Genomic DNA, 12,427 nt, shown 5'->3' on the forward strand with positions numbered 1-12,427 from the left:
TTCGGTGACCGCCGAGCTCGCGTTGTGCCTGCCGGCAGTGCTCCTGGTGCTGTTGTTGGTGGTGACCCTGGGGGCGGCGTCCGTGGCGCAGTTGCGTTGCACGGACGCCGCTCGCGCCGGGGCCCGGGCGGCAGCCCTCGGGCACAGCCAGGCCGAGGTGCACCGGATCGTGGCAGACCGGGCAGGTGACGGCGCCGCGGTGCGGATCGATGCCGGCCCGGAGTGGGTTCGGGTGCAGGTCAGCCGGCCCCTGGTGAGCCAGTGGTGGGGAACCTGGCGCATCAGTGCGGAGTTCTCCGCCGTCCCCGAACCCAGCGCCGAACCGTGACCGCCGCGCAGGGCCGGCAGGGATCAGCGGCGCACCCCGGACCGGAGGGGGCCCGCCTGGTCCGGGCGGAACGTGCTCGGGCAGGGCCGGGCCGAGGCGACCGGGGCTCGGTGACCGTGCTGATGCTCGGGGTGATCTCCGTGGCCCTGGTCCTGGCCCTCGGCCTCGGCGCCCTGTGCCCCGGTCCACCAACGCCCAGGCCCGGGCGCAGGGCGCTGCCGATCTGGCCGCGCTGGCCGCCGCGCACGAGTACGCCCGCAGTGGCGTGCCCGGGTGCCCGGTGGCTGCCCGTGTGGCGGCTCGGCACCAGGTGCAACTGACCGAGTGCCGGGCCGTGGGACCCCTCGTACAGGTCCATGTGGTGGTGTCCCTCCAGCCGCTGCCGGGATGGCGAACCAGTGCTCACGCCGGGGCGCGGGCGGGACCGGTCGGCATCGACCCGGGCGGCGCACGCGCCACCTCCCGCCTCCCGCGCGGTTCACCCCACCTCCCGGCGCCTGCGAGCCTTCTGCGACAGGTCCGCCCTTTGTGACAGGCCCTCGCCGGCTCCTGCAGAATGGATGGTTTCGACCACGGCGGGAGGCCAGCCATCGACCAGGAAGGCAACAGGAAGATCCGGCATGGCGATCTGGGTGAGGTCCGTCTGACCGGCGCACGTTCGCGCCTGAGCGCTGCTGCCGGCCTGACCGTGGGCGCGGTTCTGCTGGTCCTCGCGACAACAACGGTCGGGCTCGTGTTCGTTCCCGGCCCGGGCGTCGGTCTCGACCTCACCTTGCTGTCGCGGTGGTCCTCGTCCGGTCCCGGCACGATCACCGCCGCCGGCATGCTCTCAGGCCTGGCGGACCGGTGGGTCTCGGTGGCGCTGACCGTGGTCGTGGTGGGCGTGTTGTGGTGGCGGACCCGGCGACCCGACCTGCCTGCGGTCGCGCTGCTGGCGCTCGCAGGCGGGGCGGTGCTGATGGCGGTGACCAAACTCCTGGTCGACCGGCAACGGCCGGGGGAGGCGGCAGAGACCGCCACGTTCTCCGCTTTCCCTTCCGGTCACGCAACCCGGGCGATGGTGCTCGGGTTGCTGCTGGCCTGGTTGCTGGTGCGGTGGCGGCGTAGTTGGCGGCGGTTCCTCCTCGCCGCGGGAGTCCTGGCCCTGGCGGTGGGGGTCGGACTCACTCGAGTGGTCTGGCGATGCACTGGCCCACCGATGTGGTCGGAGGCTGGATGCTCGGGGCGGCCTGGTTCGCGGTGGTGCTCCTCGTGCTACGACCGGCCTGCACGGGCCCGCCCCGGGCCGGCCGGCACCCAGCCGCAGCCGGCTGAGGCTGCCTGCTCCGGCGCTGCGGACCAGTGGATTGCGAGGCGCTCGCCACCCACCGCCGTCGGGTCCCTGAGACAATCACTCAGGTGACGTCCGCAGCAGCCGAGGTGGTGTTGGCCGGCCGGGCCGACCGGTTGGTCCACCTGCACCAGATCCCGGCCCGGCCGGCCCGGCACGGCACCTGGCCCACCTGGTCCGACCCCCAGATGGTCGCCGCCTATGCGGCTCGTGGCGTGCACGACCCCTGGACCCACCAGGTGGAGGCGGCCCAGGCTGCCTGGGAGGGCAAGCACGTGGTGCTGGCCACCACGACCGGTTCGGGCAAGTCCCTGGCCGCCTGGCTCCCGGCGGTCTCGGCGATCCGCGCACCCGTCGGCACCGGGCGGATCTCGCAGCTGCGCCGCCGGCCCACGGCGCTGTACCTGAGCCCCACCAAGGCCCTGGCAGCCGACCAGTTGCACGCCCTGAGCGGGCTGCTCACCGACGGGGGTATCACCGATGTCCGGGCGGCCACCTGCGACGGGGACACCCCGCTGCCGGAGCGGGACTGGGCCCGGGACTACGCCGACATCGTGCTGACCAACCCCGACTTCCTGCACTTCGCGATGCTCGAGGCGCACCGCCGCTGGGACCGGTTGTTGCGCGGCCTGCGCTTCATCGTGGTGGATGAGTGCCACGCCTACCGCGGGGTGTTCGGGGCGCACGTGTCGCTGGTGCTGCGCCGGTTGTTGCGGATCGCCTCCCGCTACGGCGCGGAGCCGCAGGTGATCATGACCTCGGCCACCACCGGGGACCCAGCGGCCACCGCGGTGCGGATGCTGGGCGTGGATGCCGGGCGGATCCACGCCGTGGTCGACGACGGCGCGCCGAGCGGGCGGCGCACGATCGCCCTGTGGCAGCCGGCCCCGGCGCAGGTGCCGTGGAGTGAGGAGCAGGAGAAGGACGACGACGAGGGCCCCCGCCGCTCGGCCCTGGCCGAGGTGTCCGAACTGCTGGCCGATCTGGTCGGCGCGGGCCACCGCACCCTGGCATTCGTGCGCTCCCGGCTCGCCACCGAGGTCGTGGCCCAGCACACCCGGGAGCACCTGCACCTGGTCGGCGCCGACATAGGACCGGGGGCCGTGGCCGCCTACCGCGGCGGCTACCTGCCCGAGGAACGGCGCGACCTCGAACAGCGCCTGCGCACCGGTGACTTGCTGGCCCTGGCCACCACCAACGCCCTGGAACTGGGGGTCGACATCGCCGGGCTGGACGCGGTGCTGATCGCCGGCTGGCCCGGGACCCGGGTCTCGATGTGGCAGCAGGTGGGCCGGGCCGGACGAGCCGGCGCCGAGGGGCTGGCGGTGCTGGTGGCCAGCAACAACCCGCTGGACAACTACCTGGTGCACCACCCCGAGGCGATCTTCGAGGCCGATGTGGAGGTCACCACCTTCGACCCGACCAACCCCTACGTGCTCGGCCCGCACCTGTGCGCGGCCGCCGCCGAGGCGCCCCTGACCGCCGAGGACCTGCCCCGTTTCTCCCTGACCGACACGGCCGTGCTCGATGCGCTCACCGCGCGGGGCCTGCTGCGCCGCCGGGCCGGCGGGTGGTACTGGAACTACGACCGTCCCGAACGACCGGCGGACCTGACCGACCTGCGCGGCGGGGGCTCGGCCCAGGTGCAGGTGGTCGAGGCCGACACCGGCAGGGTGCTGGGGACGGTGGATGAGACCCGGGCCGATGCCAGCGTGCACACCGGGGCGATCTACATCCATCAGGGCCGCACCTTCCGGGTGGAGGTTCTCGCGGACGACGTGGCCCTGGTGGTCGAGGCGGACGTGCCCTACCGCACCCGCGCGCGCACCGACAAGGAGGTGCGGGGTGGTGAGCACCCGGACCTCACGCACCTGGGGGCCGGTCACCTGGGGGTTCGGCGACCTGGAGGTGGCCTCCCGAGTCACGGGGTATGACCGGCGGCGTCTGCCCGGTATGGAGATCGTCGGCTCCTACCCGCTGGAGATGCCCGAACGCACCCTGGCCACCACCGGATGCTGGTGGACCGTGCCCGAGGACGTGCTCACCGAGGCGGGTGTTGGTCCCGGCGAGGTGCCCGGCGCGCTGCACGCCGCCGAGCACGCCGCGATCGGGCTGCTCGGGTTGATCGCCACCTGTGACCGTTGGGACATCGGGGGGCTGTCCGCGGCTCTGCATGCCGACACGTTCGCGCCCACGGTGTTCGTCTACGACGGCCTCCCTGGTGGCGCCGGGTTCGCCCAACGCGGTTTCGAGGCCGCCCGCACCTGGATCAGCGCCACCCGGGACGTGATCGCGCACTGCCCCTGCGCCACCGGTTGTCCATCGTGCGTGCAGTCACCCAAGTGCGGAAACAACAACTCCCCCCTCGACAAGGCCGGGGCGCTGCGGGCGCTCGGCCTGCTGTGTGACGTCGCCCCCTCGTCGTGAGCCCGGCGCCGGGCCGGTGGCCGGTGAGTTCTATCCGGTCTCGGTCTCCACCCAGGCACGTACCTCGGCGGCCGTCTCGGCAGCGGACCGATCCGTGGTCTCGAACCGCCGGTGGCCCAGTCGCTGTAGCAGGGCGGTCGCCCCGGGGGCGACGCCGTCGTCGGCTGAGTCCAGGACGTGGTGCTCCAGATCGCGCACATTCTGGTCCGACCACTCCAGGTCCCGCTTGGATGGCTTGGCGTCCAGCCGGTCCTGCCCGTGGTTGCGTGCCAGCCGCACCGACAACGGCGCCAGCAACTCGGCCACCCGCACCGGCGCGCCCACGTCGCGGTACGGCTCGGTGATGTGTTCCACGTACCGCGTATCGCCAGGATCGGCGAAGTCCCAGACCACGGTGAAGATCAGGTCCAGCCCGGCCTCGGCGGCCTCTTCGATCACCCGGCGGCGGAACTCGAGGTCCAGGGTGGTGAACGGCGGGGTGCCGTAGCCGAACACCTCGAGTAACGGTTCGATCGTGTGGTGGTTGTGGAACAACCGGAAGTCGCTGGTGGCAGCGATCCGCCGGCCGATCGTCATCTTCCCCACGGCCGGGGGACCGGTCAGGAGCAGGAATCTCATGGCGCCATCGTGGCCGCTGCCGCGGTGTACGCCAACAAGATTCGGGCCCTCGACAATGGGATGGTGAACCGCCAGGGCGCGCCCCTGCCGGGAGTGGCGTACGCACCATCTCCGGGCAGATAGACTCGGCCGGATCCATGTCCGGTTGGACGTGCAGCCGGACACAGTTCGTTGCCACTCTCATAGAGGAGAATGCATGCCCACGCTCGACACCACGAGCATTGTCATCGTGTCGGTGATCGTGCTGATCGCACTCGCCGCGCTGGCGATCGCTGCGGTGCTGCGCGGCCAGGTTCTGGCTGCTCATGACGGCACCCCAGCCATGCAGTCCATCGCCCAAGCGATCCAGGAGGGTGCTCGGGCCTACCTGTATCGGCAGTTCAAGACGCTTGGCCTGTTCGCCGTGATCGTTTTCGCCCTGCTGTTCCTGTTGCCCGGGGACCTGGGGGTCAAGGTGGGCCGGGCCGTCGCCTTCCTGTTCGGAGCCGGTTTCTCGGCCGCGATCGGCTACCTGGGAATGTGGTTGGCCACCCGCGCCAATCTGCGGGTGGCCGCGGCTGCCACCCGGCCCGGTGGCAACGTCGAGGGCGCCCGGATCGGAATCCGCACAGGTGGCGTGGTGGGCATGAGCGTGGTCGGACTGGGCCTGCTGGGTGCCGGGGCGGTGGTGCTGATCTTCGGCTCCGACGCACCGTTGGTGCTCGAGGGCTTCGGCTTCGGCGCCGCGCTACTGGCGATGTTCATGCGCGTGGGCGGCGGGATCTTCACCAAGGCCGCCGACGTGGGAGCGGACCTGGTCGGCAAGGTGGAGCAGAACATTCCCGAGGACGACCCCCGCAATGCCGCCACCATCGCCGACAACGTCGGCGACAACGTCGGGGACTGCGCCGGAATGGCCGCGGACCTGTTCGAGTCCTATGCGGTGATGCTGGTGGCCGCCCTGATTCTGGGCCGGGCCACGATGGGTGAACAGGGCCTGATCTTCCCGCTGATCATCACCGCCATCGGCGCGCTGGTCGCCGTCATGGGTGTGTTCATCACCCGGGTGCGGGGCGCCGAATCGGCCCTCGCTGCCATCAACCGTGGTTTCTACCAATCCGCGTTGGCCGGTGCGGTGCTGGGCGGGGTGGCCGCGTTCATCTACCTGCCCTCGACCTTCGCGGACCTGACCCCCGGCAGCGTGGACCTCAGCACCCACCCCGGAGACCCCCGCCTGATCGCCGCGCTGGCTGTGCTGATCGGCGTGGTGCTGGCCGGTGTGATCTTGTGGGTCACCGGTTACTTCACCAACACCACGTCCAAGCCCACGGTGCACGTGGCCGAGACCTCCCGCACCGGCCCGGCCACCGTGGTGCTGGCCGGTATCGGGGTCGGGTTCGAATCGGCCGTGTACACCGCCGGCATCATCGCCGCGGCACTGTGCGGGTTGTTCCTGCTCGCCGGCGGTTCGGTGTGGCTGTCGCTGTTCCTGATCGCGCTGGCCGGTTGTGGTCTGCTCACCACCGTGGGAGTGATCGTGGCGATGGATACCTTCGGGCCCGTCTCCGACAACGCCCAGGGCATTGCGGAGATGTCCGGGGACGTCGATGAAGCCGGCGCCCAGATCCTCACCGACCTGGACGCCGCGGGCAACACCACCAAGGCCATCACCAAGGGCATCGCGATCACCACTGCGGTGCTGGCGGCCACCGCGCTGTTCGGGTCCTACGCCGACTCGGTCAGCGCCGCGATGCGTGATCTGGGCGTGGACGTCGGTGCGATGCACGACATCGTCGCCTCGATGATCTCCTACGACATCATCTCCCCGATCACCCTGGTCGGGGTGATCCTCGGCGCGAGCACCGTGTTCCTGTTCTCCGGCCTGGCCATCGACGCCGTCACCCGCGCCGCCGGGGCGATCGTCTACGAAGTGCGCCGCCAGTTCCGTGAGATGCCCGGCATCATGACCGGCCAGACCCGCCCGGAGTACGGCAAGGTCGTGGACATCTGCACCCGCGACTCCCTGCGTGAACTCATCACCCCCGGTCTGCTCGCCGCCTTCTCCCCGATCGCCGTCGGCTTCGGTCTGGGCGTGGGGCCGCTGGCCGGGTTCCTCGGAGGTGCGATCGCGGCCGGTGTGCTGATGGCGGTCTTCCTGGCCAACTCCGGTGGCGCGTGGGACAACGCCAAGAAGATCGTCGAGGACGGCGCGCACGGCGGTAAGGGTTCGCCCGCACACGAGGCGGTGGTGATCGGTGACACCGTCGGTGACCCGTTCAAGGACACCGCCGGTCCGGCGATCAACCCGCTGATCAAGGTGATGAACCTGGTGGCGCTGCTGATCGCCCCTGCCGTGGTGGCGATGAGCATGCCCGCGGATGCCAACCACACGTTGCGCATCGGGATCGCGGTTGTGGCGGCCGCGATCATCTTCGCCTCGATCATCATCAACCGGTTGCGGGCTGCCAAGTCCGATAAGGACATGGCAGCCCAGTCCGGGGAACCGGTCCACAGCCCGCGCTGAGCAGGCCCGGCCGCGCGCGTCGGCGGCTCGCCCGAGGCGCGCGGCCTGCACGTCGACCACGTCGCGGGGACAGCCCGGTCGGGTGAGCCGGAGCTACTCAGGCACGCCCGGTCGGTGGCGACTCAGTGGTCACCGGCTCCTGCGTCGTCGTCGGTTCCTGCGTCAGGGCACTGTCGGTGCGCACCCCGGTGCGCACCCGCAGCACCAGCACCAGCCCGGCCAGCAGAACGGTGGCGATGCCGAGGATCCCCCAGTGCGAGGTCTCGGTGCGCGAGGCCGCGCCGGTGAACCACACCCCCAGCAGGATCGCGCTGGAGTAGGCGGTCGGGGCCAGGAAGCTGACGGCCCGCCCGGTGGTGGCGTACAGGCCGAAGAACTCCCCCTCCTTGCCCTTGGGGATGAGCCGGGACAGGAATGTGCGCGAGGCCGACTGCACCGGGCCCACCCAGATCGCCAGCAACAACCCGAACACCCAGTAGATGATCTGGCCGCGGTCGTGGAAGATGAAGATGATGATCCCGGAGGTGATCATCATGACCAGGGAGACCACGATCAACTTCTTCGGGCCGAACCGGTCATCGAGCGGCCCGAAGGCGATGGTGAATACTCCGGCCACCACATTGGCCACGATCCCGAAGATGATCACGTCCCCCGGCGAGAAGCCGAACACCGTGGCAGCGACCACGCCACCGAAGGTGAACACCCCGGCCATGCCGTCCCGGAACACCGCCGAGGCGATGAGGAAGAACACCGTGTTGCGGTCGGTCTTCCACAGGTGGGCGATCGTGCCGAACAGCCGCGGTAGGAGTCGATGACGGCGAATCGTTCCTTCGGTGGGCGCGGCTCACCAGCGGTGCGACGCATCACCCAGAGCACCGGGAGCATGAAGACCCCGAACCACGCAGCGGCCAGCAGCATCGAGATGCGCACGTCCATCCCGTTCTCGCTGGTCACGCCGAACAGACCCACCTCGGGGTCGATGAACCCGAAGAAGATGATCAGCAGCAACACGATGCCGCCGATGTAGCCCAGTCCCCAGCCCAACCCGGAGACCCTGCCGATGTTCTTCGGCGTGGACAGGTCGTTGAGCATCGCGTAGTAGTTCACCGAGGCGAACTCGAAGGCCACATTGCCCGCGGCCAGCAACAACAGGCCCAACCACAGGTACTCCGGTGCCGGGGCCACGAAGAACAGCCCGGCGGAGGCGATCACCACCAACGTGGTGTTCAGCCCGAGCCAGAGCGTGCGCCGGCCGGTGCGGTCGGCGCGCTGGCCGCTGATCGGGGCGAACACCGCGATGAGAGCACCCCGGAGGTGGCCAGCGCGAAACCCAGGTTCGTCTCGGCGTTCTCCCCGAAGGCATCGGAGGTGATGTACACGGTGAAGACGAACGTGGTGATCACCGCGTTGAACGCCGCCGAGCCCCAGTCCCACAGCGACCAGGCAAGCACCGGCCAGGACAGGGTGCGCAGCGGCCGCCGGTCCCCGGGCGTGAACGACCGGCGCCGTGGTGAGGCGGCGATGGCGGAACTGCTGGCGTCGGTGCCGGCCCGGTGGTGCGGGCGCTCATCCTGTCCGCCCGGCCCGGAGTGGGTTGTCATATCAAGCACGGTATCGTCCGCGGCGGTCGTTGCGGTGGAAGAATGAGGTCCGGCCGTGAATTCACGAATGAACCACGGGGAGAAGGGAGCGCTGGTGGCCGATCAGCCGCATCCACCGGCGCCCACGGCAGATCCCGTTCTCATCGCCGAGCTGCGCCGCGACCTGGCCACCACCAGGTATGAGGTGGGTCATCTCGGCGAGATCGTGGGTGAGGTGGCCATCGCCGCGCTGGACCGGGAGGAGCCACTGCCGGCCCGGGACGCCGCTGCGGCGAGCACCGAACCCGCCGCGGCGCTGATGCGCCTGTTCACGCTCGGGCAGGAACTGACCAGGACCGAACTCGACCGTGCCCTGCCCGCGGTGGGGGCCGACGGCGCAGCCCGCCTCGGTCTGGTCCGCGCGGCCGGGCAGGGCGCCGGCGATCCGGTGCGCGCGCAGGTCGACCTGCGACCGGTCAGCACCGGGGAGCACTCGTGGTGGCTGGCCTCGGACCAGGGGGAGGCCGTCACCGGAGCGGTGCTGGACACCGAGCACGTGCTCGGTGTGGGTGCGGCAGGGCGGACCCTGGCCGAGATCACGGTCCCCACTCCCGTGCGCAGGGCGTTGGACCTGGGCACCGGATGCGGCATCCAGGCCCTGCACGTGGCCGGATTCTGCCCGGACGTGGTGGGCAGCGACCTGTCGGCGCGCGCGCTGGCCTCGCCTCCTTCAATGCCGGTCTCAATGGAGTGGGCCTCGACCTGCGCGCCGGGGACATGCTCGCGCCGGTGGCGGGGGAGACGTTCGACCTGATCGTGTCCAACCCGCCGTTCGTCATCACCCCCCGCACCGAAGCGGCCCCCATCACCTACCGCGACGGGGGTCGGGGCGGCGATGACCTCATCGCCCACCTGGTGCGCGCCCTGCCCGAGCACCTGGGGCCCGGGGGCACCGCGCAGTTCCTGGCCAACTGGGAGATCCCGGCCGGCGGTCGTTGGAGTGAGCGCCTCGAGGCCTGGACGCGGGACCTGGACGTGGACGTGGACGTCTGGGTGATCCAGCGGGAGCAGGTGGATCCGGCCCGGTACGCCGAGACCTGGTTGCGCGACGGCGGTCTCACCCCCGAGCGGGACCGGGAGGGCTGGGAGCACGCATACCGGACCTACCTGCGGGACTTCGCCGCGCGTGATGTCGGTGCCATCGGGTTCGGGTACGTGCTGCTGCGCCGCCGCGAGACCGGCGGGGGCATGCGTGCCGTGGAGAGCACCGCGGATGGCGGCGGTCGCGGTGGCGAGTTCGCTCCAACGGGCGGGCCGTGGCGCCGTTTCGAGGAACTCACCACCCCGCTGCCAGCAGGTGCCGGGGTAGCCATCGGCGCCACCCTGGACGCCGTGCCCGCCCTGGCCGGGGACGTCCTGGACCGGCGCTATCTCGTGGCCTCCGATGTCACCGAGGAGCGGCACTACCGGCCCGGCGAGCCGGACCCGGAGGTGATCGTGCTGCACCAGGGCGGTGGTCTGGGACGCAGCCTGCGGGTCTCGAGCCATACCGCGGCACTGGTGGGTGCCTGCGACGGGGAGCTGGCCGTCGGGCAGATCATCGGTGCCCTCGCGGTGCTCAGCGAGGAGCCGGTCGAGGCGGTACGCGCCGAGGTGGCACCGATGGTGCGCGAGTTGGTCCTGGACGGCTTCCTACGCGCGGTCTCACCCTGAGCCCGGTCCGCCGCCTGTTCCCGCCGCGCTCTGCCACCCCCTCCGGCACCCCCTATCTCACCTCAGACCGTTCTCAGTGGGGGGTCCGGCCCGCGCGGCGCCGCTGCACTTCCAGCTCGAGGCCGTCCAGCAGGGCGTGGAGGCCCAGGGCGAAGGTCTCTTCCCACCCGCCGTCGAAGGTGTCCTCGGCCATCCCGGCCATCGTGGGGTAGTGGCCCGACTCCACCGCCTGCACCAGCAGTGGCAACTGGAACTCCCAGAACTCGCCATCGCTGACCCCGGACTCCTCAGCCGCCTGCTCGTAGAGGATCTCCTGCCGCGCGGTGCCGGTAACGTACCCATCCAGCAGGGACATCACCATGACCTTCTCCTGGTCACTGAACGGCATGTCGGCCAGCCCGGACATCAACCGCTCCATGCCGGCCAGGCTGTGCGGGCCGATCGGAGTACGCGTGGAGTTGACCTGCAGCAGCCACCGGTGGTGCAGGTGCAAGGCGCGTCCCCGCCAGGCCCAGGCCTCCAGGACTTCGCGCCACCCGTCGTCGGGCGTGGTGGCGGCGTCCTCCGGGAGGACCTCGACGGCGTCGAGCATCAGGTGGAGCAGTTCCGTCTTGCCCGGAACGTAGCGGTACAGCGCCATCGGGCTCGTATTCAGTTCGGCGGCGAGTTTGCGCATCGAGAGCGCGTCGATCCCACCGGCGTCGGCGATGTCGATCGCTGCGGTGACGATCTGGTCCAGGGTGAGGCTGGGCCTGGGTCCTTTGCGGGTCTCGGGGAGCCCTTCCCACAGCAGCCGCTGGCTCACCGCGAGAGGATTCCGTGCCGCCTGCTCCTCGCTCATCATGCACCCCGTTCGCGCGCGTTGCCGTACGTGCGGCAACTCCCTTGACTTTCTGAGGACACCGTACGCTATAGTCTCCTGCGGACACCGTACGCAGAATGTGAGGCGCCCCTATGACTCATCCCGAGACCGCGGTGCGGGCCACCGGCCTGATCAAGCGGTACAAGAACACGCTCGCCCTCGACGGGGTGGACCTGGCCGTCCCCGCCGGCACCGTGCACGGGCTGCTGGGGCCCAACGGTGCCGGGAAGACCACCGCGGTACGCATCCTCACCACCCTGACACGGCTGGATGAGGGGCAGGCGGAGGTGGCAGGCCTGGATGTCCGCACCCAGGCCCGGCAGGTGCGCCAGCGCATCGGCCTGACCGGTCAGCAGACCGCCGTCGACGACCTGCTCACCGCCCGCCAGAACCTCACCATGTTCGGCAGGCTGTTCCGGCTGGACAAGAGGGCCGCCCGCCGTCGCGCCGATGAACTGTTGGAGATGTTCAGTCTCACCGAGGCAGCCGCCCGGGTGCCCAAGACCTTCTCCGGAGGGATGCGCCGGCGGCTGGACCTGGCGGCCAGCATGATCCTGGCGCCGCAGGTGCTGTTCCTGGACGAACCCACCACCGGACTGGACCCGGCCGGACGCCGGGAGGTGTGGCAGGTGGTACGCGACCTGGCGGTACGGGGCACCACCGTGCTGTTGACCACCCACTACCTGGACGAGGCAGACCAACTCTGTGACCGGATCAGCGTGATCGACCATGGCCGGAACATCATCGAGGACACCCCCGCCGGGCTGAAACGCCGGATCGGAGACGAGCACCTGGAGGTCACCGTTGCCGACCCGGCCGACCTACCCGTCCTGAGCGAGGTTGTCTCCACGCTGATCGGCGCGTCACCCGCCGTGATCGAGAGCACTGGGACGGTGAGTGTGGCGGTCTCCGACGGCGTCCAGACCCTGACCGCGGTTGCCGCCGAGGTCCGCGCGCACCACATCGAGATCGCCGACATCGCCCTGCGCCGACCCACGCTGGACGAGGCGTTCCTGCACCTGACCGGCGACTGCCCCGTACCTCAGAAGGAGGCCGTTCGATGACC

General features: G+C 70.6%; 15 protein-coding genes. 10 read left to right on the forward strand and 5 right to left on the reverse strand.

Annotated elements, in window-relative coordinates; translation table 11 throughout:
- Positions 1-4: 4 nt before the first annotated feature.
- From ACRRRO_RS10140 to ACRRRO_RS10165, 6 genes are read left to right on the forward strand one after another with little or no spacing between them, the layout of a single operon-like run.
- Positions 5-328: a TadE family type IV pilus minor pilin gene (locus ACRRRO_RS10140; protein WP_424786750.1), complete on the forward strand. Its 324-nt coding sequence runs from the start codon at positions 5-7 to the stop codon at positions 326-328.
- Positions 325-648 carry a hypothetical protein gene (locus ACRRRO_RS10145; RefSeq protein ID WP_434081636.1) on the forward strand — a complete coding sequence of 108 codons (324 nt, stop codon included), beginning with the start codon at positions 325-327 and terminating at the stop codon, positions 646-648. Before ACRRRO_RS10140 ends, ACRRRO_RS10145 begins: the two co-directional genes overlap by 4 nt.
- Entirely contained in the window at positions 561-860 is a 300-nt protein-coding gene (locus tag ACRRRO_RS10150) for a flp pilus-assembly TadE/G-like family protein (RefSeq protein ID WP_434081578.1), read from the forward strand. Before ACRRRO_RS10145 ends, ACRRRO_RS10150 begins: the two co-directional genes overlap by 88 nt.
- 24 nt (positions 861-884) lie before the next feature.
- Positions 885-1,730, forward strand: coding sequence for a phosphatase PAP2 family protein (locus ACRRRO_RS10155; protein ID WP_434081478.1), 846 nt, complete (start codon positions 885-887; stop codon positions 1,728-1,730).
- The gene (locus ACRRRO_RS10160; protein WP_434081479.1) at positions 1,727-3,592 is read left to right on the forward strand and encodes a DEAD/DEAH box helicase; all 1,866 of its coding nucleotides are present in this window, start codon (positions 1,727-1,729) and stop codon (positions 3,590-3,592) included. Before ACRRRO_RS10155 ends, ACRRRO_RS10160 begins: the two co-directional genes overlap by 4 nt.
- Positions 3,507-4,085 carry a Zn-binding domain-containing protein gene (locus ACRRRO_RS10165; protein WP_434081480.1) on the forward strand — a complete coding sequence of 193 codons (579 nt, stop codon included), beginning with the start codon at positions 3,507-3,509 and terminating at the stop codon, positions 4,083-4,085. Before ACRRRO_RS10160 ends, ACRRRO_RS10165 begins: the two co-directional genes overlap by 86 nt.
- 30 nt (positions 4,086-4,115) lie before the next feature.
- On the opposite strand, the gene ACRRRO_RS10170 is transcribed toward ACRRRO_RS10165, so the two are convergent.
- Positions 4,116-4,703, reverse strand: coding sequence for a hypothetical protein (locus ACRRRO_RS10170; RefSeq protein WP_424786746.1), 588 nt, complete (start codon positions 4,701-4,703; stop codon positions 4,116-4,118).
- A gap of 196 nt (positions 4,704-4,899) precedes the next feature.
- Here ACRRRO_RS10170 and ACRRRO_RS10175 point away from each other — a divergent pair, with 196 nt between their 5' ends.
- A complete protein-coding gene (locus ACRRRO_RS10175) occupies positions 4,900-7,206 on the forward strand; it encodes a sodium-translocating pyrophosphatase (protein WP_424795219.1) in 2,307 nt (768 codons plus the stop codon).
- Positions 7,207-7,303: 97 nt separating this feature from the next.
- Here the strand turns inward: ACRRRO_RS10175 and ACRRRO_RS10180 are convergent, their stop codons facing one another.
- From ACRRRO_RS10180 to ACRRRO_RS10190, 3 genes are read right to left on the reverse strand one after another with little or no spacing between them, the layout of a single operon-like run.
- Positions 7,304-7,957: an MFS transporter gene (locus ACRRRO_RS10180; protein ID WP_434081481.1), complete on the reverse strand. Its 654-nt coding sequence runs from the start codon at positions 7,955-7,957 to the stop codon at positions 7,304-7,306.
- Positions 7,849-8,499: an MFS transporter gene (locus ACRRRO_RS10185; RefSeq protein WP_434081482.1), complete on the reverse strand. Its 651-nt coding sequence runs from the start codon at positions 8,497-8,499 to the stop codon at positions 7,849-7,851. The genes ACRRRO_RS10180 and ACRRRO_RS10185 overlap by 109 nt, the downstream gene beginning before the upstream one ends.
- Entirely contained in the window at positions 8,433-8,807 is a 375-nt protein-coding gene (locus ACRRRO_RS10190) for a hypothetical protein (protein WP_434081483.1), read from the reverse strand. Before ACRRRO_RS10190 ends, ACRRRO_RS10185 begins: the two co-directional genes overlap by 67 nt.
- A gap of 55 nt (positions 8,808-8,862) precedes the next feature.
- On the opposite strand from ACRRRO_RS10190, the gene ACRRRO_RS10195 reads away from it, so the two are divergent.
- Complete coding sequence (locus tag ACRRRO_RS10195; protein ID WP_434081484.1) at positions 8,863-9,600, forward strand: DUF7059 domain-containing protein; 738 nt, start codon at positions 8,863-8,865, stop codon at positions 9,598-9,600.
- A complete protein-coding gene (locus ACRRRO_RS10200) occupies positions 9,537-10,499 on the forward strand; it encodes a hypothetical protein (RefSeq protein WP_434081485.1) in 963 nt (320 codons plus the stop codon). The genes ACRRRO_RS10195 and ACRRRO_RS10200 overlap by 64 nt, the downstream gene beginning before the upstream one ends.
- Before the next feature lie 73 nt (positions 10,500-10,572).
- Here ACRRRO_RS10200 and ACRRRO_RS10205 read toward each other — a convergent pair whose 3' ends face one another.
- A complete protein-coding gene (locus ACRRRO_RS10205) occupies positions 10,573-11,304 on the reverse strand; it encodes a TetR/AcrR family transcriptional regulator (protein WP_424786742.1) in 732 nt (243 codons plus the stop codon).
- 149 nt (positions 11,305-11,453) lie between these two features.
- On the opposite strand from ACRRRO_RS10205, the gene ACRRRO_RS10210 reads away from it, so the two are divergent.
- Positions 11,454-12,425, forward strand: a complete 972-nt coding sequence (locus tag ACRRRO_RS10210; protein WP_424795217.1) for an ATP-binding cassette domain-containing protein — start codon at positions 11,454-11,456, stop codon at positions 12,423-12,425.
- Positions 12,426-12,427 lie beyond the last annotated feature (2 nt).

Origin of the sequence: Sanguibacter sp. Z1732 (assembly GCF_051020515.1) — a bacterium.
Taxonomy (GTDB): Bacteria; Actinomycetota; Actinomycetes; order Actinomycetales; family Beutenbergiaceae; genus CALKWS01.